The organism is Pantoea sp. Taur (genome assembly GCF_009830025.1).
GTDB classification, from domain to species: Bacteria; Pseudomonadota; Gammaproteobacteria; order Enterobacterales; family Enterobacteriaceae; genus Pantoea; species Pantoea communis.
In genome coordinates, this window is record NZ_SZZZ01000017.1 from 61215 (window position 1) to 86782 (window position 25568).

Sequence of the window (25568 nt, forward strand, 5' to 3'; positions counted from 1 at the left end):
CTTAGCTCCTGTTCAGTGCTGCGACGTCCACGCCGTAATCACGCAGCGCTCCCGCCTCGGTGATGTAGCCTTCCTGTAAATCCCACAAAATAGCTTGGGGGTCACGTTCAGCGACCGGCATCTTGCCGCCGCCGCCTGGCATCTGGATGGTGACTTCATCGCCCGGCAGGACATCATGACGGCCAACCGGTTTGGCGAGGGATTCACCGTTGATGGCGATAAAATTAGGTGCCCCTGCCGATCCGCCCAGCACGCCCTCTGCCGCGTGTTTCTGGCGCGAATAGAACATGCTGTGCGAGAGCGGATATTGGCTGGTATTGCGAATCACCATGCGCTGTGCCACGCCGCCGCGATAACGTCCCGCACCGCCGGAATCCGGCACGATGGCTTTTTCGAGGAACAGCAGCGGCGTGGCGGATTCAATCAGTTCGACCGGGGTGGAAGACATATTGCCCGGGAAGCCAGTGACAATCCCGTCCGCTGCCGGTCGTGCGCCGGTGCCGCCGTTAACACACAGACTCTCGACAAAGCGGCGACCGTCATCGAACTGGCCTGCAAACACGTCACAGGTCACTGGCGCACTGCCCGAGTGGCCCATTACGCGATCTGGCATGATCTCTGACAGCGCGGTGAAGATCGCGGCGTGCGCCATATGACCAACGCGGTTGCGCATTTCAACCGCACAAGGCGGGCGCGCGTTGGCAATCGATCCTTCCGGTGCAGTCACGGTAATGGATTTAAAGCAGCCCTCATTATTAGGCAGATGCGGTTCCAGCAGGCACTTAAGCGGATAGACGCTGTAGGCGTAAGTGAAGGACATCGGGCAGTTGCTGCCAAACATCGATTCGGCCGAAGAACCGGCGTAATCGATGGTGATATTGCTGCCCTCGACAATCACCGCCACATTAAGGTGAATATCGCCTTCATAGTCGCCAATATCGACCGCCGCTTCGTAACGACCATCCGGCACCGCTTCGATGGCTTTGCGCATCGCGGATTCGGTCAGCGAATGGATTTTCTCTGCCAGCGGGGTGACGGATTCCAGTTTCAGGTCATCCATCAGGCCCAGCAAACCGTTAGCACCAATCTGGTTAGCGGCCAGCATTGCGTGCAGATCGCCTTCCACCTGGTCCGGTGCGCGAACGTTGGCTAGGAACAGATCCAGCAGTTGCTGATTGACCTGACCTTCCATCATCAGCTTGCTCGGTGGAATGAGGAACCCTTCCTCATACATGTCGCGCGAGGACCCCATATTCAGCGAGCCGCCGATATCCGACATATGTGCCGCTGCGCCGGTAAAGGCCACCAGTTTGCCGTCGCGGAACACCGGCGTGACCACCGTTACGTCGTTGAGATGACCGGTGCCGAGCCAGGGATCGTTAGTGATCAGGCTGTCACCCGGTTTCAGGGTGTCAGCCGGGAATTTCGCCAGCAAATGGCGCACGGTGGCGGGCAGGGTGCCGATAAACACTGGTACGCTGGCTTTCGGCTGTGCCAGGGAACTGCCGCTGGCATCCATCAGCAGGCAGGAGTAATCGCCCACTTCCCGGATAATGCTGGAGAACGCCATGTTGACCAGCGTGGCGGCCGCTTCTTCAGAAATACTCACCAGGCGATCCCAGGTAATTCGCAGGCTGATGGGATCCTCGAGAAATCGTAGGTTATCAGGGGTGGTTGTCGCCATCAGTTCAGCTCCATCAAAATATTGCCTTGTTCATCCAGCTGCGCAGAAGCACCCGGACCGACATAGATTGCACACTCTTTCTCCTGCAGCAGTGCCGGACCCTGCACTGCCACTCGCGTGACCAGCAAACTGCGCGGGATCACGCGGCATGGGCGGTAGCCCTGTTCACGGCCGAGATAAACCTGCAGGCTTTTTTCACGCGCGTCCGGTTCGGGATGACGCAGCTGATCGCTAGTGTTGAGTGTCGGAGGCGTGGTTTGTACGCGCCCCCGCCAGTTCACCACTTCTACACCTTGCCCCGGCAACGTGCGGCCAAAGCGCGCCAGATGGGCGGCTTCGAAGGTATCGATCAGCGCTTGTACATCGCCGTGGCTCAGGAAGGTGTCAGGCAACATCACGGTCAGTTCTGATCCCTGACCGACATAACGCACGCCGGCGAGCTTTTGCTGAATGGCGGTGGCAGGATCGGCATTTGCCGCGGCCAGCGTGGTCATCGCTTCATCGAATCCCTCGGCGAAGATCGCATTGATGGCAGCGACGTCAATGCCGGGTTGCAGGCGGCAACGATCGGCACGCACAAAATCAGCACTTGGCGGCGCGGTTAACAAACCGAAAGCGGAATAGACACCCGCGCCGTTCGGGAAATAGACCCGTTTGACACTGAGCTGTTTGGCCAGCGACCAGGCGTGACTCGGACCCGCGCCGCCAAATGCCAGCATGGTCATCTGTGACGGGCTGACATTTTTCTCAACCGAGTGGGTGCGCAGCGCTTCGGACATTTTGCTGTTGGCGACTTCGTGGATGCCCCATGCGGCCTCTTCAATTGTTAACCCCAGCGGTGCCGCGATGCGTTGGATCGCGGTGCGGGCTGCCTCCACATCGAGTCGCATCCGGCCACCGAGGAAGGCATCGGGATCCAGCAGGCCCAGAACCAGGTTGGCGTCAGTGACCGTTGGCAGCTCTCCGCCACGGCCATAGCAAGCCGGTCCCGGCCAGGCGCTGGCGCTCTCAGGACCAATCTCCAGCAGGCCAAGTGAATCGACGCGCGCGATGCTGCCGCCGCCTGCGCCGATTTCAATCATGTCGACTACCGGCAACTTGACCGGCAAACCGCTGCCTTTTAGCAAACGGTCGGCGCGACCCACTTCATAATCGGTGGTGATGGAAGGTTCGCCGTTACGCACTACGCAGGCTTTCGCGGTGGTGCCGCCCATATCAAAGGCCAGCACCTGATGTTCATCGTTCTTACGGGCAAACGCGGCAGTCGCCACAATCCCGCCTGCCGGGCCGGATTCGATGATGCGCGTGGGATAATCGGCCGCCACCTGCGGCGCCATCAAACCTCCGTTGGAGCCCATCACCAGCCAGTCACAGGCGAAACCGCCTTCGCGCAATTTTTGCTCAAGCCGCGCCATATAACGACGCGCCTTAGGTTGCACGAAGGCATTCATCGCCGTTAGCACGCCGCGATCGTATTCACGGATCTCACGGGACACCTTATGAGAGACCGAGATCGATACGCCCGGCAGTTCACGGCTGAGAATCGCCTCGATCTGATTTTCATGATCGGGCCAGGCGTAAGCGTGCATGCACAAAACCGCCACCGCTTCATAACCTTGTGAGCGCAGTTCAGCCGCCAGTTGCACCACTTCTCGCTCATCAAGCGGGGTGACCACTTCACCGCGTGCCGTGACGCGCTCATTGACTTCATAAGCCTGCGAGCGTGTCAGCAGTGGTTTCGCCGGTGCACCGTTCAGGTCATAGATGTCATAGCGATACTCACGTCCTAACACCAGCACATCGCGGAAGCCGCGTGTCACCACCAATGCGGTTTTGGCGCCGTGACGTTCCAGCAGTGCATTGATCGCCAGCGTGGTGCCGTGGGTAATGGTGCGAATGTCACTGGCGCTGAGTCCCGCCATCTCCACCAGTTGAGTCAGCCCGGTGTAAGCGCCCTCGGAAGGGTCTTCGGGCGTGGTCAGCGTTTTATGGCGAATCGCTTCGCCGGTGACGTCGTTTAACAGCACCAAATCGGTAAAGGTGCCACCAATATCAAACCCTATCCGCCAGGGTGACGCGTTTTTCATAGTGACCTCGAAATCCTGAGTGAGTACTTATATTCAGTGCTTATTCATCAGCCAGCGGCTTGCCGGCGGTCTCTTTCAGATACAGCGCGCTGATCAGCGTCAGTGCTGCGGTGAAAATCACCATGTAGCTTGGGATGCTGGCGATACCGGTCATGCCGATTATCCAGGTCATCAGCAGGGGTGCGGAACCGCCGAAGATCACCGTCGAGAGATTGAAGCCAATGCTGTAGGCGCTGTAACGCACGTTGGTCGGGAACATCTCTGCCAGCGTGGCCTGAATCACGCCCGCGTGTCCGGCGAAGGCGAAGGCCAGTAGAATGGATGCCATGCAGGCCAGCGGGAACATACCGAGCGTCAGTAACCAGAAGCACGGCCACGCCAGTACGGCCATGGCAATCGCGGAGGCAATCAACAGCGGTTTTCGGCCGAGGCGATCGGAAAGCCACGCCATCAGCGGGATGGCACCGACGATGGTTAACAGACCGCAGGCCGTCACCATCAGGCTCTGAATCTGCTGGAAGTGCATCACCTTATTGAGATAAGTCGGCATGTAGACAAACAGAATGTAATAACCTGGGCCGTTCACGGCTGGCAGGGTGATGGCCAGACCAATCGCTTTCAGATGGCGTTTTGAGGAGAGTACTTCGCGGATCGGGTTACGCACTACGCGCTTGCTGGCCTTCACCATCTGGAAATGCGGCGTATCTTCGATGCGGGTTCGGATGTAGACGCCAATCAGCGCCATTGGAATGGCCAGCAGGAACGGGATACGCCACATCCAGCTGTTCATGGCATCGACACCAAACACGTTGATTAAGCCGCTGATTAACAGGCTGCCGAACAGCAGCGCGATAAAGGAACCCATCACCAGCGGCGACATCACTACTGCACGACGATGGTCTTCCGCATACTCCGCCACAAAAGAACCGGCCCCGGACACTTCACCACCGGCGGAGAACCCCTGCACGATGCGCAGCAGGATCAGCAACGTGGGTGCGGCCCAGCCGATGCTTTCATAACTCGGCAACAGGCCTATCGCGGCGGTTGCCAGTGAAATCATCAGTAACAGGATCGCCAGCAGTTTTTGGCGTCCAATTTTGTCACCGAGGTAACCACAAATCACGCCACCAAACGGACGCACCACAAAGCTGACGGTGAAGCCGACATAGGTGAGCATCAATCCGGCATCGCTGGTGTTCATGTCACTGGCGGCAAACACCAGCACCAGTGAACTCACCAGCAAGCCGTAAATTCCGTAGTCATACCACTCTACAAACGAACCGACTCCGCCTGCGATTGACGCGCGGCGTACAACGTTGTTCTTCGTCTTTCCATCCTTCGGCAGTGCGTAATCCATTGTTGCGGCATGTGATTTCGTCATCTGTTTTGCCCTGAGTTAAGCGTGATTAATCCCCGGAAGGCCTTAAACGGTATTGGCCTGACTTTATTTATATTGACGGGTCACTTCCGCCGTCATTTCTGCTTCACGTCGGGCAACTTCGCGCACTTCCGCCAATACCGCCTCTGCGCGCCAGAAAGGAATGACAATGATGCCGTCGTCATCACCCACCACAATATCGCCTGCGGCACATACCACGCCGCCAATCGCCACCGGCTCACCGATCACGCCCGGACCATTTTTGAACGGGCCAGCAGGAGAAACGCCGCGACAGAAGGTCGGTAAACCGGTCGATTCAATCACTTTGCGGTCACGCACTGCACCATCAATCACCTGTGCGACGGCGCCCGCATGCTGAAATCGCTGGGTGAGTTGTTCACCCACCAGGGCGCGGTCAATGTGGCCCTGGCCATTGATCATCATCACATCGCCTGGCTGGATATAATCCAGTGAACGAATAACGGCAGCGTTATCGCCGGGCGTGACCAGCACAGGAAAAGCAAAGCCGACGAACGCGGTGTGGGTGGTGACCGGAACGATCCCGGCATCGCACATGTTCAGTCTTTCCATTGCATCACCAATATTGGCAACGGGAAAATCAGCGAATGCGGCAAGCCATTTTTTATCGGGACGGTTCCATGCTTCTGGAATACGGACGTAAGCTGTTTCAAGTGCCATGCCAACCACCTTTTAAGTGAAAAGTATTTATCAAGTGAGAATGTTTTATCACTTTTAAATTTGCGTTAGCAATACGCTTGTCAGGATGAAATGTGGTTTTTTAGCTGAGTTTTGGAAGCTTTCCATGAAGGGTTTCTAGCGTATTGCCATGAAGTTAATGACTATTTTCTGTTGGTTTCAATGGATAAAAAACAGCCTGAATTTATAAATTCATTTCTATATTATTTTCTTATGAATTTATTTTGACGTCACGCACAAAAATAGCGCGCCAATGGTTAAATATGACGATCGCATCACAATAATGGTGCATTGGATTATAATTTTTTAGCTATATCTCTCTTTAGAAGGGCTATTTCCCATTACTACATTACCGATTAACTGCACCGTTTAAGGGCAACCCTAACTGCGGTGAAAACAATTGACCGCCTACAGCTTATTCCTCGGCAGTTCGTCGAGTGGCTTTTCACACACGGCGTAAATTATCATTTTCAGCTTCCAGGGCGTTTTTGTTAGCATTTTAGCGTGCGTATTAGTCGAGTTGCCTCGCGCTGTTAGTGTTTTCGCGTTATAGTGCGGATAAATTACCGTTTTCAACTGAATGTTAAAGGAATCAGCCGATGCTGGTGGGATTTAAGGCGCTCTGCAAGCGCTATCACATTGAACTGGTTCAGCCGCTTCGCGTGGAATCGGCTATTGGCACGGTTCGCGCCACCCATGAGAACCAGGGACGCATCGAAAAGCGCTATCCTCCGAGCTATCAACCTGACGATAGCTTCTCAGGCCATTTTGCGTTTGGCCTCAAATATGAAGAGATCCATCTGGAGTTTTTTGCCCGGCTCTTCGCTGCCATCGGCCCTGAACCGATCGAAAGCTGGTGCCTGCGCGAGCCCTTTGGCCAATACGCACGCCGTACTGGCTTTCTCTATGAATGGCTAACAGGTAACACGCTCACCAACGTGCCCGATGTCGCTAACGGCGGGTATATTACGGCGATTTCCGCGAAGGACTATCTGACGCGCACCTCAGCGATCAAGAATAAACGCTGGCGTATCAATGATAACTTACCCGGCTCGCCTGACTTCTGCCCTGTGGTTCGCCGCACGCCTGAGATTGAGAATGCCATTGCCTTTGATGTCACGGCAGCACTGCATGAACTGGAAGATACTTTCGGCGCAGATATTCTGCTGCGAACCGCCAGCTGGCTGACCTTCAAGGAATCCCGTGCCAGCTTTTTAATTGAGAAAGAGGCGGAGCAGGCCGATCGTATTCAGCGTTTCGCCCATGTGATTGCGCAATATTGCGGCCAGATCGATGACCCGCTCAGTGATGAAAGCCTGCATATTCTGCAAAGAGGCATTCTCGGTCACGAGGCGTTGGGACTGGGGCTGCGTCGCTCGCCGGTGTTTGTCGGACAGGCCACGATGCGCGAAGATATCGTGCATTACGTGGCGCCGCAGTTTGAAGATTTGCCGCAGTTTATGCGCGGATTGCAGGAGTTTGAGCTCGCCACCCGTTGCGCCGAGCCTCTGGCCAGAGCGGGCGTGATTGCCTTCGGCTTTGTGTATATTCATCCGATGCGCGACGGGAATGGCCGTATTCACCGCTTCCTGATTAATGACTCATTAATCCGCGACGGCGCCATTCCTGAAAGCGTTATTCTGCCGGTCTCCGCCAGCATCACCAGCTCACTGGATTTCCGTGTTGGCTATGACCGCACGCTGGAAGTGTTCTCCAAACGCCTGATGCGCCGCTATGCGACCTCCTGCCATTTCGGTGAGATCGTGATGTATGACGGCGGTACACCCAGCAACTTCACCTTCTCCGACTACGAAGATGCGCGTTACGCCTGGCGCTACCCGGATTTAACTTCTCACGTGCTGTATACCGCTAAAGTGATTGAGCACACCGTGCGCGTGGAAATGGCCGATGAAGCCAGAGTGCTGACGATATTCCAGAAGGCACAGGAGCGGCTGAAGGAAGTGCTGGAGATGCCGGATCAGGATGCGAATCGGATAATCCGATCATTGAAAGAGAATGGCTGGCAGGTGTCAGGAAAGCTGAGGAAGGAGTATCCGCAGCTAGAGGATACGGCAAGAGCGGAGAAGATCGTTGAGGCGGTCAAGTCGGCGTTTGACGAGGGGAGTTAAGAACAGTTGGGTTGGACGCAATTCTGAACATAAACGCCCTTACAGGAGAACTGCATGCATCATATTGATGTGCAAGTGTTGAACGCAGCACTGGCATGGGCTGAGGAGCATCCGGTGTGGCTATGTACGGTGCTCAGGACCTTTGGCTCGTCCCCGCGCCCGCCAGGCGCAATGATGGTGATCAGAAGCGATGGTCGCTATTGCGGCTCGCTGTCGGGCGGGTGCGTGGAAGAAAGCTTTATCGCCCGAATTGGCGACGATATTTTTTCCTTTCCCAGCCAGATTGTGCGTTATGGAGACGGTGGCTTTGAGCCGGACCAGGCGCTGCCCTGCGGAGGCGCGCTGGACATCCTGGTGGAAAAGTTGATGCCGGGTAAAGCGTCGCTCGGCTACCTGCGCCAGATGATGTCAGCGTTGACGGGGCCGCATTCCGTGGTAAAAGCGCTGACAATACCCGAACCGTGCCGTTCGCTGCTACCTGGGGGGTATCTGAGCCGGACGCATACTCAGGTACAGGGCGCGAACATCGTGCTGACGTTGTGCGCCCCTCCCAGGGTGGTCATTGCGGGCCTCTCCAGCGTCGCACTCTACTGCGCTAACTTTGCTCAGGCTTTAGGGTTTGAAACACTGGTGTGTGAGCACCGCGAGGATGTACTGCTGAATCTGGCCGATCAACTTGATGACTCTGTGAAGTTAATCAAGCAGTTTCCCGCTAGCTATCTTGAACGTGAAGGGTGTCACTCAGGCACCGCGATTCTTTCCCTTACCCATGACCCTCGCATCGACGATCTCACGATGATGGAGGCTGTAAATCTGCCCGCTTTTTATATCGGCGCCATGGGATCGCAGAACAACAGTCTGAGGCGAAAAGAGCGGTTAGTCAGGATTGGCGAACTGAATCCCGAAGAAATTAACCGGATTCATGCCCCGATTGGGATGGATATTGGCAGCAAAACACCCGCGGAGATCGCGCTATCCATTATGGCCGATGTCGTTAGCCACAAAAATGGTTTGATGGGCTCACCGCAGGACAAGGAGGGCGCATCGTGAATATTGCCATTCTGGTCATGGCCGCTGGGTACAGCCGTCGTTTCAGACAACCCGGCCGGGGAAATAAACTCGCTGCGGTAATGCAGGGGAAGCCAGTGCTACAGCATACGCTGGAAAATGTACGGGCTACTGGTCTTGACTGCTATGTGGTGGCTCGGGCTGAAGACAGGCAACTGCATGCGTTGATGTCGGAGGAACGTATCGTGCGCTGTTCAAGTGAGGGGCTGGGGGAATCTATCGCGGCGGGCGTTAACGCCACAGCAGATTATGACGGATGGTTAATTACCCTCGCGGATATGCCTTTTATCCAGCCCTCCAGCTATCAAACAGTCAGTGAAGCGCTGCGCAACGCCCGATCGGTACGCGCACAAGTCGATGGCATACAGGGTCATCCCGTCGGTTTTCAGCAATCTTTTTACTCTCAGCTTTGCGCATTACAGGGAGACAAAGGGGCGAGGGAATTGTTGAACGCTGATGCTGTCACATTAGTTGACTTAACCGATCGCGGCTGCATCACGGATATTGATACTATTGAGGATATGACGCGGGCTAATCAGGCTGAAGGTTGATCTGGCTAAGAGACAGACCCGTTGCACGGACTTGCAGACCGCACAGCGGGTAAATTTATTTGGCGAGCGTTAAGCGGTCTGGGGTAAAGCTGCTAAGAGTTTATCCAGCGTAACCGGATAATCTCTGACCCTGACACCCGTCGCGTTGTAAATCGCGTTCACAATGGCTGCACCGACACCGCATAATCCCAGTTCACCCACGCCTTTGGCTTTCATCGGTGAAGAGACCGGATCGGTATCATCAAGGAAGATGACTTCCTGCTCGGGAACATCCGCATGAACGGGAACCTCGTAGTTTGCCATATCGTGATTCACAAACAATCCCAATCGGGTATCCACCGCCAGTTCTTCCATCAGCGCGCCACCTAATCCCATTGTCATCGCGCCAATGACCTGACTTCGCGCGGTTTTGGGATTGAGTATTCGACCTGCCGCACAGACGGCCAACATGCGGCGTACCCGCACTTCCCCTGTATAAACATCTACGGCCACCTCAGCAAAATGCCCGGCAAACGTGGATTGCTGATACTGCTGATCGAGGTCGCCAAACTCAATCGTGTCTTCTGCCGTCAGAGTGCCATTAGCCGCTGCCGCAGAAAGCGGGACGCTGCGATGACCTGAGCGAACTTCGCCCTCCACGAACTCGGCTTCATCAGGGTTGATGCCGAGTGCTGTTGCTACCTGTTCTCGAAGCTTGACGCAGGCGGCATAAACGCCTGCCGTCGACGTGTTCGCACCCCACTGACCACCGGACCCCGCTGAGACCGGGAAAGCGGAATCTCCCAGTTTCACTGCTACTTGTTCAAGGGGCACGCCCATCATTTCTGCCGCCGTCTGGGCGATGATGGTGTAGCTACCAGTGCCAATATCTGTCATGTCGGTTTCGACGGTGACGATGCCATGCGCATCCAGGTGCACCCGTGCGCCAGAAGGGGCGAGGAGATTGTTGCGGAATCCAGCGGCTACGCCTAAGCCCACCAGCCAGCGCCCGTCTCTTACCTGGGCAGGTAACGGATTACGCTTTTGCCAGCCGAATTTTTCTGAACCGGTGCGCAGACACTCAATCAGCTGGCGGCGCGAGAAGGGGCGTTTGGAATCAGCGGGATCAACCTGAGTATCATTCAGGATGCGGAATTCCACCGGATCGATGCCGGCTTTCTCCGCTATCTCATCCATCGCCATTTCCAGCGCCATTAAACCCGGCGCTTCACCCGGCGCGCGCATCGCATTGCCTTCCGGCAGATCAAGCGTTGCCAGACGCAGGCCGGTCAGACGGTTAGCGCCGGCATAGAGGAGTTCCGTCTGTTGCACGGCGGTCTCTGGCGTGCCGTTCGGCAAGTTACCCGACCAGCTAATATGCGAGATGCCCGTGATATGCCCGGATTTGTCTGTACCGATGCGAATATGCTGGTGCGTAGCGGGACGATGAGTGGTGTTATTAGGGATCATTGGCCGGGGGAGCATCACTTTCACCGGACGTTTCACAACGCGAGCACCCAACGCTGCCAGCAGGGCATCACTGCGCAGAAACAACTTCCCGCCAAAACCACCTCCAATATAAGGCGACAGCACCCGCACTTTTTCCAGCGGCAGGTTCAGCGTCTTCGCAAGATCGGATCGGCACCAGTTTATCATCTGGTTCGACGTCCACACCGTTACCTTGTCCTTGTCCCACATGGCCATAGAAGCATGCGGTTCCATGGCCATGTGACTCTGATCCGACGTGCTATAGGTTTCATCCAGCACAAACGCCGCTTCGCTCAGGGCACGATCCACATCCCCCACGGTTTTATCCGGCGTACTTTCCGGTGGCGTCGTCACGGTGGGTATTTCATGATCAAGGCTGTAAGCGCCTTCTTCTTGCTGATAGCTGACCTCCACCAGCTGGGCCGCCGCTCGCGCCTGTTCAAACGTTTCCGCGACAACCAATGCAACGGCCTGATGGTAATGTTCAATACGGTATTCAGCCAGCAACGTTGCCGTGTTCATCTCTCCCTTGCTGAGTTTGCCCGCATTTTTGGCGGTAACAACGCCTAACACGCCCGGTGCGCTTTCTGCGGCTTCGGTATTCAGTGAGGTCATTTTACCTTTGGCAATGGGGCTGCCCACCACATACCCATACGTGACGTCAGGCGCCTCATCATGCCATTCATAGGCGTAAGGCGCGCTGCCGGTTGTTTTTAATGGCCCATCGATGCGATCAAGCGGACGGCCAACGTATCTGAGCTGGTCGATGGGATTCAACCCGGCGGGTTTCTCAAATTTCATGCTTTTGCCCTCGATTCTGCCAGCACTGAAGCCAGAGTGCGCTTCGCCAGTACCAGCTTGAATTGGTTATCCGCCGTAGGTTGTGCACCCTCAAACAACTTATCGAAAACCGGCTGAGTACCATTGGGCAGTTCGCTGTCTGCCAACGCCCGTCGCCAGGGTTGATGCGCCACACCCCCGACGGCGATCCTTCCTGTGTGATCACGCTGTACGATGGCCGCTACGGAAACCAGTGCAAATGCATAAGAGGCGCGATCGCGAACCTTACGGTAGATATGCGTGCCTCCCACTGGCGGCGGCAGGACCACCGCAGTGATAAATTCGCCCGCATTAAGCACCGTCTCAAGATGAGGCGTCTGACCCGGCGCGCGGTAGAAATCATTAATAGGAATCGCGCGCTCGCTGCCATCCGGGCTGACCGTTTCGATAGTTGCATCCAGCAGACGCATTGCCACGGCCATGTCGCTGGGATGTGTTGCAAGACAATCTTGACTGGCGCCGATAACAGCAAGCTGGCGGCTGTAACCCCCAAGCGCCGCACAGCCGCTGCCGGGCAGACGCTTATTACAGGGCTGGTTGGTGTCATAGAAATAAGGACAGCGCGTGCGTTGAAGCAGGTTTCCTGCCGTCGTCGCCTGATTGCGTAACTGACCAGACGCACCTGCCAGTAACGCGCGTGAGAGCACCGCATAGCCCGTCCGCACACGCATGTCTGCGGCAAGGTCGGTATTTCGCACCAGTGCACCAATACGCAGTCCGCCTTCGTCGGTGGGTTCAATCTTATCCAGTGCCAAACCGTTCACATCAATGAGATGAGCGGGGGTTTCGATCTCCAGCTTCATCAGATCGAGCAAATTGGTGCCTCCGGCAATAAACCTGGCACCGGGATTTTGCAGCGCGCGCGTGGCGGCTTCCAGGGAAGAGGTGACTTTTTCATAGCTGAAGGCTTTCACGATGTCTGACCCTCCGCGTATTCATCAATGGCGGCGAGGATGTTGGCATAGGCCCCGCAGCGGCAGATATTGCCGCTCATGCGCTCGCGAATTTCATCTGCATGTCGTGTCGGCTGTGCCAGCAGGTCCAGAGAAACATGACTGGGTATGCCGTCTGCAATTTCCTTCAGAACCGCCACGGAAGAGCATATTTGTCCCGGCGTGCAGTATCCGCACTGATAGCCATCATGTTTGATGAAAGCAGCCTGAAGCGGGTGCAGATTGTCAGGCGTACCCAGGCCTTCAATGGTGGTGACCTCAACGTTTTGCTGCATTACCGCTAGTGTGAGGCACGCATTAATACGTCGCCCATCGACGATAACGGTACAGGCACCGCACTGACCGTGATCGCAGCCCTTTTTGGTTCCGGTGAGGTGCAGATGTTCGCGTAAAGCATCCAGCAGAGTGGTGCGGGTATCCAGATGGAGCGAACGTTCTTTACCATTCACTTTTAAACGTACCGGCATCATGGCGGGTGGCGGTGTGGTAGCTAGCGCGTGCAGACTTAATGTGGTCGCAACTGAAGCGCTATTGGCTGTTGCGGCGTTTTCTCGATCACGAACCTGCTGGTGGTTGACATCATGTGGGGTGCTCATACCCGGCCTCCAGTGACAAAATTAGGGTGCCTAAGGCACCTCAGTTTATAAGGTTTTTGTAAGCACTAAGCATAGACGTCAATTGGACATTGCGGGTGTGGCGGGCTATTTCTTCGCAGAAAGTAAGCGGAGCGAGAAATAAAACAATTTTTATATGACCGATTTTAGAAATATACCGTATCGCTTATAAATTTGATTTCCCCGCATTGCTTGACGTAGCACTAGAATGTGCCGTAATGATGATTTGATAAATTGGGAAATCGTTATGTCGTTGCCACCCTTTCTCAGAGCAGAGGAACAAGTCATCATATACGATGGTATTTGTAAGCTGTGTAACGCTTGGGTTATTTTTTTGCTCACCCATCGTATCGATCCGAAAATTCGCTTTGTCGCCATCCAAAGTGAGAAGGGGAAAATGTTACTAAGATACGCAGGTTTGCCTGATGAGAACATTCGAACAATTGCTCTGATTAATAAGAACCAACATTGGCTCAGGTCTCAGGCCATATGCAGGGTAATGGCATTTATGCCGTGGCCCTGGAAGGTGCTGTCTGCTATTCGATTTTTACCCAGTTTTATATCTGATTTCATTTATAATCGTATTGCACTCAACCGCTATCGGTTATTCGGTCATTACGATGATGTTCATGAGATAGAAGGGGATTATCCTGGCAGGTTTTTACAAGAGTGAGGTAATTGATGGTTAATGGCTAGTTCCCACCAAAAGGTCACTAATGACCCTAATCCCTAATGATATCAATCCATAATTAGGATTAACTGTCTATCTTCAAACAACGCATCACAGACAGAATCCATGCCCCATATAGGGTTAGGATACAGCCCCTGCGGGTGGGGTTAATGTATCAATTGAGATTTAATGCAGCGCGAATATTATAGCTGGAGCGACCAGCCCTGCTAACGTTAAGACGGTAGATGCGCTTATGAGTATCGCACCAGCCCTCGCTATTCAGGCGAATATGCACGCTGCAATAGAAATATTGAACACGAGTTTTGGTAATTTCACTTATGCGAAGACATCGCGAATTGTCGTATTGACACGACCCTTCGCAGTTCCTGTCTATTTTGAGAAGAAAGTTACAGTCATTTGAGTGTCTATAAGGTGCTTATCCGGATCATATAAGACAATCTGACCCGCACAGTTTATTGACAAAACATTGCGGATTTTAAAAACTGTCATCCTCTCCTAAACTTATGGCCGCCTAGCGAACAGGTGAGTCATTAAGATGCAGGAACTTTAGTGTTGACAGCCACTACGGTCAGTCCAAACCTGTAGCAGCAAGTCATGAACCGTTAAGACCGGGTCATAGATCCCCTCCTAACTGAGGTCTGCTCGTAGCAGCTTTAAGCAGCGTCAAGTGCTGTCCAACAAGCCAGATAATCAGCGCAAGCACGGCAATTGCGCCCATCACGGCAAACGCTGCTGAAAAGGAAAAGTGTGAAATCAGCGTGCCCATCATGGCCGGGCTCAGGGCAGCTCCGGCCCCCTGCATAAGCAGAATAAAGCTCTGGCCGGCATTGGTGTGCCCTTTACCGTCAAGCACCCTGACCACAAAACCCGGCACGGCAACCCCGAGAAGACCGGCCGCCATTCCGTCCAGTATCTGGATCGCGGGCATGAACGCGATCCCGTCACCGAAGGAGGCCACGGCAGCCCGCACAGGTAGGATACACAGGGCCGCGGTGATGAGAGAAAGGTAGCCCGTGCTCTGCGCACGGCGCGCGGCGTACAGCGCGGCGAAGATCATCACGGCCTGAGAAATAATCACGGTGGCGGCAGCGAACACGCCCGGATTTATCCACGCCTCCGGTGAAGCCGCCACCCGGACGCTCAGCATGGGCATTAGGGCCGCGTTACCCAGATGAAACAGCAGAACCGTGACGCCGCCGATGAGCAGTGCGGGCTCGCGAAGGAGCACAGACAGGCGCGGAAGGGCAGCGTTGCCGGCGTCCGCTTTCAGCCCGCGGGCAAGCCGGTTATTAATGTCGCACTCGCGGATCCCCATCACACAAGTCGTGGCCAGCAGGGCCATCACCGTCATCAGCACAAATACGGCACCGGTTCCCCAGTACCAGACAGAGGCGCCTGCCACCGCGGCCGCCGTCATGTTACCGGCATGGTTAAACGCTTCGTTTCTTCCCGTCTGATAACCAAATTTTTCGGGCCCCGTCAGGCCCAGCGTCATGGCGGTCATCAGGGGAGCAATGAACGCGGCCGCCATCCCGGTCATGACCTGAGAGACCACCGTCACGGTAGGTCCGGGAAAATACCAGAGCATGATCGTCGCCAGAATTACGGTCAGGGTGCCGGTGCTCAGCATCAGCCGTTTGTTTCTGACCGCGTCCGCCGCCATGCCCGCCGGTAAAGTGACAAGCAGGCTGGCCACGCCTGCTGACGTCATCACCCAGCCTATGGACTCCGGCTTCCAGTGATGCTCAGTCATAAAGATCCCAAGAAACGGCCCTAGGCCGTCCCTGACGTCTGCCATAAAAAAATTTATCAGGCAAAGAGCCTGAAGCGAGCGCAGTGACATAATTTCCCCGGAAAGGTAAGCAGGCAGACTTAAAGATGGCAGATAAAATGACGTTCAGCAGGTGCCGGCGCGATCGATCGCATTCCCTGACTGCTGCTCAATCGTCTGACGCAGCGGTCCGTGGATCCAGTGTGAGAAACGGCCAGGGGGGGTTATCTGCAAGTGACCGCAGTCTCTGAATGTGCCGGCCACTACCAGAAACGCCATCCGGTGCGATGCAGCGTGGGGTAATGCCACCGAGCGCAGTGAGGATGAGCAGGCCGGTCAGCCCAGCCATGGCGCTGAAGCCAAACCGGACGAAGAGTGAATAGCCGGCCAAGCATCCCGACAGAAATGAGACGATGGTCACGAGGTGCGTGCCGAGTAGCGCCCGGTGCGCGGGCGCGTCGGCCGCCTCGCGCCGGCTCACCGACGCCCGGAGCAAGGAGCCCAGCGCCATACCGGCATCGGTCAGGGTCCCGGTCACGTGCGTTGACATGACCCGCCCGCCGGAAAGCTGCATGGAGGTAGCGTTATGGAGGACCATCAGCAGCGCGAGCGTGAACAGCACCTCGCCGTTGTTGCGGACGCTGTACCAGCGGATTTCAACCAGCGAGGTGGCCAGCAGCAGCGCGCCCTCACACATCATTACCAGGCAGAATACCGTGCGCACGTTACGCCGCAGCCCAAAGGCCACGGCGAGGCGCGCCAGCGTGGCGCCCGTCACGAAGGCCAGAATCAGCATCGCCAAAAAAAAGCAGGCCTTGCAGGTCCCAGCGGCCCGCCTCAGCAGACAGCTGGGAGATATTACCCGTCATGTGAGAGGGGAAGAAGCCAAATGCGCCGAAGGCCATGGCGTTGAGGACGCCCGCCGTGGTGGCAAGCGTGAGGGCGAGCAGGCGATCCTCACCGTGAGTACGGTGTTTTTTTCTCCTGAGAAGCATATAGTCAGATCCAGATGATAAATGGACCTTAATTATGAGTAATCACGCGCAGTTATCAATCAGGCCATTACCGCGACCACTGCCATTTTTACCACCGGGCGCACGTTTCGCATACATACCGGCCGTCCTGTCTCTTTGTTGCCTTTACGGCCTAGACAACGGGCAGGAGCACGGCCTGCATCCAGACGCTGGCGAGCCCCGTCACCAGTTTAGTGAATGGCTCAGCTCCTCAGGAGCGCCGCAGTATGCGATGCTTGGGTCAACAAGATCCCATATCATAGCGTCTCCCGTACAGAAATCGCCAGCGCAGGTCATACTGAAGCGCTCTTTAATAAGCCCCACGGGCACCCATACGTAAGGTTTTTCACGCAGAAGCTTAGGCTCGGTACTGCCACACCTCAGGAAAAAGTCATGCCGGTATTCCTGCCGCCACTGCGGGTAATGACATTTTCTGAATTGTGAGCCCATTCAAGGTCGCGGGAATGTTCAACGGTGGGGATATTATAGCCCGTGCCGGATTGTTTTCTGCAAAGTGGGCAGTGACTGCGAAAGTATTTCAGAGTTCTGACATAAAGTATAAACGCCACTTCATCGCACATACAGGAGCCGCTAACTACCACTGGATTTCGCAAAAGCGTATTCCTCAATCCGTTTTCGGGCACACCGCTGTACCCGGACTGGCATGATCGTCCGCTTCCATAAGTCTGACATAAAATGTTTAGTGTCTGAGCAGTGGCGGCCGATATCCAATGAGGACTTATTTCAACTTAAGGAAGAAGATCATGGTCAGTACAGTAATCAATTACGGTATCACCGCGGACCTTTCAGTCAAACCGGAAAGAGACGGATATGATATCTCCCTGGCGGAAGAGGATGTCAGCCTGCTGAAGGCCAGTTAGGGTACTTTTACACCATCGCTGAGTCAGGAAATGATCGACAAAAACATGAATGACCTGCTCCAGCTGCATAACAGCATTATCAGTCAGAGCAGAAATCAGGTAAATGGCATCAGTAATGACGTGGATGAATACTTTCCATCGCTCCAGGCGGATTCATTCCTTGCCCGGGAAGAAATGTCCGGCCTTATTGCTGAAGCGCTGCAGTCGTATGATGGCTCAGGAAACGCCATCACGTAATCAATGGATCTGGCAGTCACGAAAGACATACTCAGTAAGCTCGTTGAGTCGTTCGTTCCGGAGGCCACTCAGGCGCAAAGCTTCAGCGAAGTTGATAAATTCATCTCCGCCAAAGTGTACGCACAGGATGATTTGCTGTGTGACATGATCAGCTGGTCGCTGGACATTGCCCGGCAGTACGGTAATCAGTCTGACCAGCAATATTTTCAGCAGCAGCTTGAGTTATCAGCGCCGGAACACATGACACACAGTAAGAAAGGGCTCAGATGATTTCAATCATAGCGAGATCTGATGACAGCACCGCGTGGCTATCAGCCCTGGCGCAGATGATAAGCAAAAAAGATGACAGTGACTTCTTCAGAGATATCAGCGCTGAGCATATTAATGACCTGAAAACCCGGGTTCATTCATTCAATGTTAAAATCAGTTAAATGCAGAGTCTGCGCAGTGATGTCCCTATTCAGTATCCGCTGAATGGCTGACCCAACACTGGTTATGTAATCACGCGCTCTGAAATTTAAGGGTAATATCAGCCTTTGAGGTTAACATAGCTGATTAACATCCGGCTATGGAGTCAACAGGATGGGAGCCAAACGTGATTTTCTCACGGTTATAGGGCCATACGAGCGCCTGACTGCAGCGGTCATCATGACTCTCGCGCTGCTGTTTGCGGGCGTCATGGCCGTATTGAGTCACTTCAGCAAAACGGAAGAGCAGGCCAGGAACGACAAAAATCAGCGGGCAAGCGACTATGTCGCCTCTCTTTACAGGGAAGCAGAAACCGTCAGCCGCGCCGCGGAGCCTTTTGAAGAAGGTGCCTGTACGAATGAAGTGCTCACGCGGCTGCGTCATATCGTGGCAGTGAATCCCCATATCCGCTCCGTAAATCTCTATCCGGAGAACGGTACGGGTTGCTCATCACTCGAAGGCCGACTGCCGGAAAGGAAAGTCTCCTATTCAGAAGGCCATGTCCCTTTTTACACGACAATGAAACAGGAGGACGGATACATTTATTACCTGGTTTATTTTAGATCGTCCGCCTCTTTAACCGGCGTAGCTGTTAATGGTTATTTTGTGCGGGACGCGCTTCGCTATATTTCCCCCGATGCTGCCTTCTATCCTCTGCAGGATTTCATGAAGCTGAGTCCTGCGGGTTATGCCTGGAAAAGTTCACAATATCCCTTTGTGCTGGTTTCATCTGACTCCATGAACATCGGCAGGCTTCTTCTTCACAGCCGCGCGGTTATTATTTTCATTCTTGGCGTCAGCCTGCTGGCGGGCTGGTTGACTTATGTCAGCACCGGTCTGATAAACACGCCGCGGTTTGCGTTGAAATACTATCTGTACAAAAAAAGCTTTTACCCGGTGTATCAGCCTGTTATCAGTACGCGAGACAGAAAGGTGGCGGGGCTGGAAATCCTCATGCGGTGCGGCAATAAAAAGGGGAATGAGGCCTCGCCGGCGCTTTTTATACCGCTTGCCGAACAGAGTGGAATGATTGGGGAGCTGACTTTGCAGCTGCTGGAGAAGGTGCGGGAGGACTTCGCTATGTTGTCAGAAAAAGGCCTCTATCTCGCCGTGAATATCACCTCCGAAATCGTCGAAAACCCCGAAACCCTTAGTGAATTACTGAAGTTTACCGAACATGCACAGCGCTATGGACTGGACGTGCTTGTTGAGATTACCGAACGTCAGAGCTTCAGCCTGACAGAACAGCTGTCCGAAAAATTCGCCCTGTTACGCAAAGCCGGCCTACATGTTGCCATAGACGATTTCGGAACGGGATACTCTAATCTCTCCAGCATCACGCAGCTGAATCCGGATTACCTGAAAATTGACAAGGATTTTACTGGCTACAGTATGGCAGGGGGGGTCAGGGAAGCAGTGCTGGAGAGCGTGCTGCATATTTCCGCAATCACGGCTATTCCCGTAATTGCGGAAGGCATTGAAACTCCCGCGCAATTCCAGTATTTGCGGGAACGAGGCGTATGGCTTTTTCAGGGATATCTGTTCTCTCGTCCCTGTGATGGCCGAAGCGTTTCAAATTATATTCGCGATTTTTACGTTCAATTTTAACCAGATGGGCATGTTGCAGGACACACCTGCAGAAACCTCCTGCACATTAACGGGTGGCACGGGATAATTTCCTTCAGGAGTCTCAAGCTGCCAGGCCCAACCGGCATGCTCTGACAACCTGCTGTCAGAATTGACGCCGTGATCTCTGGTAATGGTATCCGCCAGCCCTGTTGCTAAGTGAGCGCCTGCTGGTCAGATGAAGTGCTCTACTATTGCTACTCGCTACAGTTAGTATTAGCAGGACGGACAGCCCCACACAGGCGGTCCGGATTTATAATGGGCTGAGTTCAGGCACTGGCAGGCGAGGCAGAAATCCATGCACCGGTGCCTGGCTCACCAGACGAGTTGATAAGCGGATCGATCGCACGAATGACGTCTTCTGGGCTGATGTCATTCACGTGTTCACGGCTGCCCCGCAGAGTCTGATGAGGCACATGCCAGGGATGCCAGTGTGCCGGATCGCTGTTGCCATATAATGCCACGACCTGTAATCCGAGCGCGGCTGCAACATGTACGGCCCCCCCGTCGCTGCTCACCACTGCTGAACACAGGGAGAGCGCGGCTTTGAGTTCTTCCAGCGTGCGGGTAGGCACGGCCTCAAGTCCGTAGCCCGCCGCTAGTCCGGTGATGTATTCCGCCTTAATGTCGTCGCCCGGGTGCATGGGGTTCGAGCTTTCGCCGGGTGACCAGAATAGAAACATGCGGCATCTGTAGCGCTCAGCGATAAGGCGGGCAAGCGTGATAAAGTTACCGGCGGACCACTGCTGGCCCGGTTTTCGTGCGCTTATCTGCAGGGCGATAATTCGCTCATCCGGCGTAACGCCACAGGTCATCCTGAACTTCTTTACCAGATCAGGGCCGGGTAGACGCTGCTCTTCCCGGGGTTAAACCGGCGCAGCGGCGGTACGTCCGTTACGGCTGCAGCTAGCCTGAAAAGCATTTCAGCAACGTGCAGGGTGCCCTCAGCCCGGGACACAAGCCTGTCAATCAGCGGATGTGCTTCATCCCCGAATGCGATAACGCGCTTAGCGCCTATGCCGGCAGCCCACTTGACCGAATGCGAATCCCGGGACGATTTAGCGATAATCACCGCGTCATATTTTTCCTTTCTCAGCCTGAATATGGTTTTTATTCGTACGGCGGCAGCCATGATAACGCTGATCAGGTTTTTACAGTGTTTGGATTTGCTGTACTCATGCACCTTACGGATATGCGGATTATGGCTGAACACCGGCGATGCATAGCTGTTTGTCAGCACATCTGTGGTCGCTCCATGGATGGCGGACAGGTGCGCAATGAGCGGCGTGGCAAGTATGCTGTCGCCTATGTTGTCTCTGCAGATGACCAGTATCTTCACCTTAAATTACCTTTTTGAAATGATTAACGAAGGGTAAGAGTTCGGGTAATCATTTCCGTTCAGGGAGGCCTGAAGGTTTTTCACCGAATTTCATATTCAGTGCATTAGGCTTACAATTGACATAACTTCCGCTGTCGCGGATAAATTTTTTTCTCAGAACAATATTCCTGACACCGAGTTTTGCGTGAAGCATGAAGTCTGACCTTTTCTCTGAGACACTACGCAGTCGCCATAAGGCCGTATACGGTTAAAGCTGTTAAGACCAGAAATCATCCCGGCGTCAGAACGGTCTTACTGGCCATTATTTGAAGCTGCGCTGACGGGCGGATGACCAATGCGCATATACATGGTCGCCGGCGCGCTGTATGTCCGGCATTGAGCTACTGTTATTATCCGGACTTTTTTGGCTGAGGTCAGCCGACTGAGCGGAAGGTGGCCACCGCTGAAGCGCGTCTAAACTCCCTGCTTTCCGGGACGGTAGTGATGCTCTGGAAACAATCTGACATCGTTCATGTGACTGTGTGTCAGCCCCTGGAGTGGAAGGTTTTCGGCGGTGTCCCCGGAAGGCGGGCAAACGTACTGCATCATTCCCCCTGCTGAAGTTCACCTGGCCTCAGGGAGCAATCTTACTGTCTGAGGCCCGCCGAACGTCCATCATCAGGCAGGCCGCTGACTCCGCCTGCTGTCTGTATTACGCAGATGCTGAACGTCACCCTGACCTGCCTCCGGACCCGCCGCTAGGGCCATATCCCGTCGGAAAGTGGTACTGTTCAGCTTAACGCCACTAGCAGCAGAACCATTTTTCTCATCTTCATCTCCTCAGAAGCCATCAGCGTATCAGACAGGATGTCATGCAGAACGCGTGGTTTGATAAGGTATCTCCAGGGGGAGCGAAAATTGATGTCCCGGTTCCGGAATGCAACATCGCTGCATCAGGGAATGTTATAAACAATGGAAACCTGCGTTTTTGTGTCGGTTTTATCCGGCGCCGTGGAAGGCGGCATGGAATTGTGCGTGTAGTTATACGTCACTTTCAGGGCGAACCTTTTATTTAGGTCGACTCTCAGGCCGGTTTCGGAATTGAGAGTGGAATCCCTGGAAGCAAGCATTGAAACGCCCTGTATAAAATAAGCAGCGTCAGTGAGTTTGTAAGAATAGCTGAGGGCAGTATAGGCAAGCGCATTGGTCGTTTCGTTTCCGTCAGTGAACTCATCATGCCTGACGCCAGGGCCGACCTCAGCGCGCAGAGTATGAAGCGGCCCGCTGAATATCTGCCTGCCGTATCCGGCTACCGTGGTGTAGCGGCCTCGGTACCCGTTGAATCTGTCGCCTGACCACCCGCTCTGTCCGAAAAGGAAATTTTTGCCGTCCAGGTTATGCCGCAGGCGCAGGCCCGCCTGATATTTCTCGGAGGAGCGGGTGTCATCAGAGCTGTAGTTGTAGGCTTCTCCCCAGAGGCTGTAAGCGTTCGCCCTATCAAACCAGGTCAGCGTTGAATCAGCCGAAAGGGTGGACGTACGGGAATTACCTCCCTGATGGGCGTAGCTGCCCTGAACGTTACCTGCAAAATCACTTTCAGCCGTGGAAGGATCATCAGGAACGGTAAAAATGTCTACGCTGGCCGGGGCCCCCGCCGAAAAAAGGCTCAGGGCAAACAATGGCATGCCGCGCATTGAGGTCAATGCTTTCAATTCATCAGCTCACATGTAAAAAAATAAAGCTTATACGGACTGAAAATCTTTTCCTGCGGGAAGTCGCTAAGGCATCGTAAAAATCATTAAGGATTTCATAAAGATGGGAGGGGTTATTCACGCCATTGTGTGACCTCGGCCAGCAGCACGACCGGCACACAGACGCGGGTCAGTCCGTTACCCAGCGCAGCCACGAGTGCGGGGCTCAGGGATCCGACCGGCGGGATGGTGCCTGGAGCCCGTCATCTTCCGAATCGCGGCGCCATTACCTGACTTAGGATGCCACCCTGACTCAGAAACAAAGGTGATGGCAGCCAGCGCGACCATCTGCATCAGCCGGGTCACAGACAGGCTCTCCATCCAGCCTGCCATCCGTCAGAGAGATGAAGCGGATGAGGGTACGGGTGACTCAACTGCAGCGCATGCAGCCCGGCAGGAGCGCTGAAAAGCTGCATGGGAAAAATGGTATCCGTACAGAAGAGCGCATCAGTGCCCTGCGGGTGGAAACATCAATGGTTCAGGTGAGTAGCATCACCCTTTAATCCCTGAGTTGCTGCACCATTATTTCGCCTGTAAATAACTGGCCCACCCACTTCCGCGCGAAACACCTGTTCTGTCATCAGGCAACGCCACCCTCCCGGTGCGCGGCTATCACTTCCTCCCGAATACTACGTTCCGGCCCCTGCGTCGTGGCTGTATGCCTGAACTGTGTTACTCCAGAAACAAGTATCAGTACCAGAACTTTCTGAAAAATTCTGTTCCTAAGAAGTACCTTTCTGCGCGGTAGAGGCCCGGATCCCGTGTTAAACCTGGTTGTCCTGCAATCTGTATTGCCCGGGCATTTCTCTGAATGTTTCCTGAATGTGAAACCGCCGCTGGAAAATTATTGTCATCTGATCAAAAGTCTCATTTAGATATCTTTACGTTATAAGAAATTAATTTACGTTGCGTTCATCTTTTGCCGATTTGTATCACGCCGGGGGAAATATGAAAATCATCGTTGGGGGTACGGGTTACCCTGAAAAAAGAAACATCCTGACTGACGGTTTACATGACTATCTGGACTACCGACTCAGGAATGTCTGGACCTGGGCCAACGCTGTCAGACAGAGGTTACTGCGCCGCAACAAACTGTTTATCTTTCGTCCATTTCCCTTTTTCTCCTTAGATGACGCCGACATCATTCATCTGTTCAATGAAGTCGCAACCGGTGCGGGCAGCTGGGTGGCAACCTTTGAAACCGAACTGCCCCGTGTCCTTCCGATCAGGGGGATTGATAAATTCACCAATCCCGAACTGTCCCGGGAGCTCAGGCATGTCAGCTCACCGGGCTGCAGGGGTATCATCGCTATATCCGAAGCTACCCGGCAAATCCAGTTGCAGTTACTTGAGCACTTTCCGGCTGAGCGGTCGGCTATCCTTCCTAAACTGCACGTCCTGCATCCCCCTCAGCCGGTTCTGCAGGAGAGGATCGCAAAGACGGTGGGAGGCCCGCTGACCTTTACCTTTGTGGGAAATGAGTTTTACCGGAAGGGAGGCGCTGAAGTCGTGCTTGCTTTCAGTCAGCTGCTCAGGGAAGGCGCGCTCAGCGCGAACGATGTGCGTGTCAATATCGTGGGCGACACGAGCAGGACGCACAACGTGGCGCACGGAAATTTTCAGGACGACGCGACGTTTCGGGGAAGCATCGAAAAAGCGCTCCGCGAAACGCCGGTCTTCCAGCCATTCACCTCTCTGGCCAACAACGCGGTACTGCAGCTTATCCGGTCTACTGACGTCGGGCTGCTGCCCACGTGGCAGGACACCTACGGTTTTTCCGTCCTTGAAATGCAGGCGTGCGCCTGTCCGGTGATCACCACAAACATCCGGGCGCTACCGGAGATTAATCCGGACGAAGCGGGCTGGATGATACGCTGCCCGCTGAATGGATCGTTCGAATTGAGCGTAAAGTCTGAGGAAGAGAAACAACGGCTGCGCATAAGCATGGTAGAACAGCTTAAAAGGATAATTATGGATATCATGAAAAACAGGGCCCAGCTTGAGAGTAAGTCAGCAGGTTCATTAAGGCGCATACGCGCAGAGCACGATCCCCGTCTTTTTCAGCAGCGGCTGAACGCGGTGTACAGGGGAGAAAAAATGCCGGAACCTGCCAGAAAATGAAGCATGTACGCGGATGGATCCTGGCATTCATTCTGGTCGCGACAGCCCTGACGCTGATACCCCATGGCATCCAGGTCGTCAGGGAGCACGTAAAACCCTGGGTGCAGTACTGCCGTGACCCTTTCACTGCCAGACATGCTGTCATCCGATGTGCGGATATTGAGCCCTGATGTCCCCGGACTGAGCAGCATGGAAGCCTCCTC

Annotated in this window: 21 protein-coding genes; 8 read left to right on the top strand and 13 right to left on the bottom strand. The window is 54.5% G+C overall.

All coding sequences use genetic code 11. The features are described 5' to 3' along the window. Position 1: 1 nt before the first annotated feature. The 4 genes from FD744_RS19770 to FD744_RS19785 all read right to left on the bottom strand — a co-directional run bounded on the left by FD744_RS19770 (position 2) and on the right by FD744_RS19785 (position 5848). The gene (locus tag FD744_RS19770; RefSeq protein WP_034823383.1) at positions 2-1684 is read right to left on the bottom strand and encodes a hydantoinase B/oxoprolinase family protein; all 1683 of its coding nucleotides are present in this window, start codon (positions 1682-1684) and stop codon (positions 2-4) included. After that, positions 1684-3771, bottom strand: a complete 2088-nt coding sequence (locus FD744_RS19775) for a hydantoinase/oxoprolinase family protein (RefSeq protein ID WP_160869068.1) — start codon at positions 3769-3771, stop codon at positions 1684-1686. Before FD744_RS19775 ends, FD744_RS19770 begins: the two co-directional genes overlap by 1 nt. 40 nt (positions 3772-3811) lie before the next feature. Continuing rightward, positions 3812-5152, bottom strand: a complete 1341-nt coding sequence (locus tag FD744_RS19780) for an MFS transporter (RefSeq protein WP_034823385.1) — start codon at positions 5150-5152, stop codon at positions 3812-3814. 63 nt (positions 5153-5215) lie between these two features. Then, positions 5216-5848, bottom strand: a complete 633-nt coding sequence (locus tag FD744_RS19785; protein ID WP_034823386.1) for an aldolase — start codon at positions 5846-5848, stop codon at positions 5216-5218. A 617-nt stretch (positions 5849-6465) separates the two neighbouring features. Here FD744_RS19785 and FD744_RS19790 point away from each other — a divergent pair. From FD744_RS19790 to FD744_RS19800, 3 genes are read left to right on the top strand one after another with little or no spacing between them, the layout of a single operon-like run. Further along, on the top strand, positions 6466-7995 hold the full coding sequence (locus FD744_RS19790; protein WP_160869069.1) for a Fic family protein: 1530 nt from the start codon (positions 6466-6468) through the stop codon (positions 7993-7995). 54 nt (positions 7996-8049) lie between these two features. Next, complete coding sequence (locus FD744_RS19795) at positions 8050-9045, top strand: XdhC family protein (protein WP_160869070.1); 996 nt, start codon at positions 8050-8052, stop codon at positions 9043-9045. Further along, entirely contained in the window at positions 9042-9614 is a 573-nt protein-coding gene (locus FD744_RS19800) for an NTP transferase domain-containing protein (protein ID WP_052127438.1), read from the top strand. Before FD744_RS19795 ends, FD744_RS19800 begins: the two co-directional genes overlap by 4 nt. Positions 9615-9683: 69 nt before the next feature. On the opposite strand, the gene paoC is transcribed toward FD744_RS19800, so the two are convergent. Genes paoC through paoA form a run of 3 tightly spaced genes read right to left on the bottom strand, consistent with a single transcriptional unit; the run spans position 9684 to position 13470 of the window. Next, a complete protein-coding gene (gene paoC / locus FD744_RS19805) occupies positions 9684-11882 on the bottom strand; it encodes an aldehyde oxidoreductase molybdenum-binding subunit PaoC (protein WP_160869071.1) in 2199 nt (732 codons plus the stop codon). Next, positions 11879-12835: a xanthine dehydrogenase family protein subunit M gene (locus tag FD744_RS19810; RefSeq protein WP_034823389.1), complete on the bottom strand. Its 957-nt coding sequence runs from the start codon at positions 12833-12835 to the stop codon at positions 11879-11881. The genes paoC and FD744_RS19810 overlap by 4 nt, the downstream gene beginning before the upstream one ends. Beyond that, positions 12832-13470 (bottom strand): aldehyde dehydrogenase iron-sulfur subunit PaoA, encoded by a 639-nt coding sequence (gene paoA, locus FD744_RS19815; RefSeq protein ID WP_160869072.1) that lies wholly within the window; start codon positions 13468-13470, stop codon positions 12832-12834. The genes FD744_RS19810 and paoA overlap by 4 nt, the downstream gene beginning before the upstream one ends. A 265-nt stretch (positions 13471-13735) precedes the next feature. Here paoA and FD744_RS19820 point away from each other — a divergent pair, with 265 nt between their 5' ends. Then, positions 13736-14161: a DUF393 domain-containing protein gene (locus FD744_RS19820; protein ID WP_160869073.1), complete on the top strand. Its 426-nt coding sequence runs from the start codon at positions 13736-13738 to the stop codon at positions 14159-14161. Between the two features lie 631 nt (positions 14162-14792). Here FD744_RS19820 and FD744_RS19825 read toward each other — a convergent pair. The 3 genes from FD744_RS19825 to FD744_RS25925 all read right to left on the bottom strand — a co-directional run bounded on the left by FD744_RS19825 (position 14793) and on the right by FD744_RS25925 (position 16945). Continuing rightward, positions 14793-16022 (bottom strand): MFS transporter, encoded by a 1230-nt coding sequence (locus tag FD744_RS19825; RefSeq protein WP_160869074.1) that lies wholly within the window; start codon positions 16020-16022, stop codon positions 14793-14795. A gap of 97 nt (positions 16023-16119) precedes the next feature. Then, positions 16120-16746 carry a YoaK family protein gene (locus tag FD744_RS19830; protein ID WP_306439666.1) on the bottom strand — a complete coding sequence of 209 codons (627 nt, stop codon included), beginning with the start codon at positions 16744-16746 and terminating at the stop codon, positions 16120-16122. Next, positions 16676-16945, bottom strand: a complete 270-nt coding sequence (locus tag FD744_RS25925; protein ID WP_306439664.1) for a DUF1275 family protein — start codon at positions 16943-16945, stop codon at positions 16676-16678. The genes FD744_RS19830 and FD744_RS25925 overlap by 71 nt, the downstream gene beginning before the upstream one ends. Positions 16946-17874: 929 nt before the next feature. Between FD744_RS25925 and FD744_RS19835 the strand changes: the two genes are divergently transcribed. The 3 genes from FD744_RS19835 (at position 17875) to FD744_RS19845 (ending at position 20157) form a co-directional block, all read left to right on the top strand. Further along, a complete protein-coding gene (locus FD744_RS19835; RefSeq protein WP_160869075.1) occupies positions 17875-18081 on the top strand; it encodes a hypothetical protein in 207 nt (68 codons plus the stop codon). A gap of 3 nt (positions 18082-18084) precedes the next feature. Continuing rightward, complete coding sequence (locus FD744_RS19840; protein ID WP_160869076.1) at positions 18085-18351, top strand: hypothetical protein; 267 nt, start codon at positions 18085-18087, stop codon at positions 18349-18351. 312 nt (positions 18352-18663) lie between these two features. Continuing rightward, the gene (locus FD744_RS19845) at positions 18664-20157 is read left to right on the top strand and encodes an EAL domain-containing protein (RefSeq protein WP_160869077.1); all 1494 of its coding nucleotides are present in this window, start codon (positions 18664-18666) and stop codon (positions 20155-20157) included. A gap of 287 nt (positions 20158-20444) precedes the next feature. On the opposite strand, the gene FD744_RS19850 is transcribed toward FD744_RS19845, so the two are convergent. From FD744_RS19850 to FD744_RS19860, 3 genes are all read right to left on the bottom strand, one after another. Then, positions 20445-20990 carry a glycosyltransferase family 9 protein gene (locus tag FD744_RS19850; RefSeq protein WP_160869078.1) on the bottom strand — a complete coding sequence of 182 codons (546 nt, stop codon included), beginning with the start codon at positions 20988-20990 and terminating at the stop codon, positions 20445-20447. A gap of 11 nt (positions 20991-21001) precedes the next feature. Beyond that, positions 21002-21514 (bottom strand): glycosyltransferase family 9 protein, encoded by a 513-nt coding sequence (locus FD744_RS19855; RefSeq protein WP_052127442.1) that lies wholly within the window; start codon positions 21512-21514, stop codon positions 21002-21004. A 932-nt stretch (positions 21515-22446) separates the two neighbouring features. After that, positions 22447-23205 (bottom strand): YdiY family protein, encoded by a 759-nt coding sequence (locus tag FD744_RS19860; RefSeq protein ID WP_160869079.1) that lies wholly within the window; start codon positions 23203-23205, stop codon positions 22447-22449. Positions 23206-24192: 987 nt separating this feature from the next. On the opposite strand from FD744_RS19860, the gene FD744_RS19865 reads away from it, so the two are divergent. Beyond that, on the top strand, positions 24193-25365 hold the full coding sequence (locus FD744_RS19865; RefSeq protein WP_034823395.1) for a glycosyltransferase family 4 protein: 1173 nt from the start codon (positions 24193-24195) through the stop codon (positions 25363-25365). Positions 25366-25568: the final 203 nt, after the last annotated feature.

Coding starts and splice junctions, on each gene's coding strand:
- FD744_RS19780 (WP_034823385.1), bottom strand. CDS start 5,152: ATGACGAAATCACATGCCGCAACAATGGATTACGCACTGCCGAAGGAT.
- FD744_RS19830 (WP_306439666.1), bottom strand. CDS start 16,746: ATGCTGATTCTGGCCTTCGTGACGGGCGCCACGCTGGCGCGCCTCGCC.
- paoC (WP_160869071.1), bottom strand. CDS start 11,882: ATGAAATTTGAGAAACCCGCCGGGTTGAATCCCATCGACCAGCTCAGA.
- FD744_RS19775 (WP_160869068.1), bottom strand. CDS start 3,771: ATGAAAAACGCGTCACCCTGGCGGATAGGGTTTGATATTGGTGGCACC.
- FD744_RS19865 (WP_034823395.1), top strand. CDS start 24,193: ATGAAAATCATCGTTGGGGGTACGGGTTACCCTGAAAAAAGAAACATC.
- FD744_RS19785 (WP_034823386.1), bottom strand. CDS start 5,848: ATGGCACTTGAAACAGCTTACGTCCGTATTCCAGAAGCATGGAACCGT.
- FD744_RS19825 (WP_160869074.1), bottom strand. CDS start 16,022: ATGTCACTGCGCTCGCTTCAGGCTCTTTGCCTGATAAATTTTTTTATG.
- paoA (WP_160869072.1), bottom strand. CDS start 13,470: ATGAGCACCCCACATGATGTCAACCACCAGCAGGTTCGTGATCGAGAA.
- FD744_RS19845 (WP_160869077.1), top strand. CDS start 18,664: ATGGGAGCCAAACGTGATTTTCTCACGGTTATAGGGCCATACGAGCGC.
- FD744_RS19850 (WP_160869078.1), bottom strand. CDS start 20,990: ATGACCTGTGGCGTTACGCCGGATGAGCGAATTATCGCCCTGCAGATA.
- FD744_RS19835 (WP_160869075.1), top strand. CDS start 17,875: ATGATCGACAAAAACATGAATGACCTGCTCCAGCTGCATAACAGCATT.
- FD744_RS19840 (WP_160869076.1), top strand. CDS start 18,085: ATGGATCTGGCAGTCACGAAAGACATACTCAGTAAGCTCGTTGAGTCG.
- FD744_RS19790 (WP_160869069.1), top strand. CDS start 6,466: ATGCTGGTGGGATTTAAGGCGCTCTGCAAGCGCTATCACATTGAACTG.
- FD744_RS19820 (WP_160869073.1), top strand. CDS start 13,736: ATGTCGTTGCCACCCTTTCTCAGAGCAGAGGAACAAGTCATCATATAC.
- FD744_RS19770 (WP_034823383.1), bottom strand. CDS start 1,684: ATGGCGACAACCACCCCTGATAACCTACGATTTCTCGAGGATCCCATC.
- FD744_RS19795 (WP_160869070.1), top strand. CDS start 8,050: ATGCATCATATTGATGTGCAAGTGTTGAACGCAGCACTGGCATGGGCT.
- FD744_RS25925 (WP_306439664.1), bottom strand. CDS start 16,945: ATGCTTCTCAGGAGAAAAAAACACCGTACTCACGGTGAGGATCGCCTG.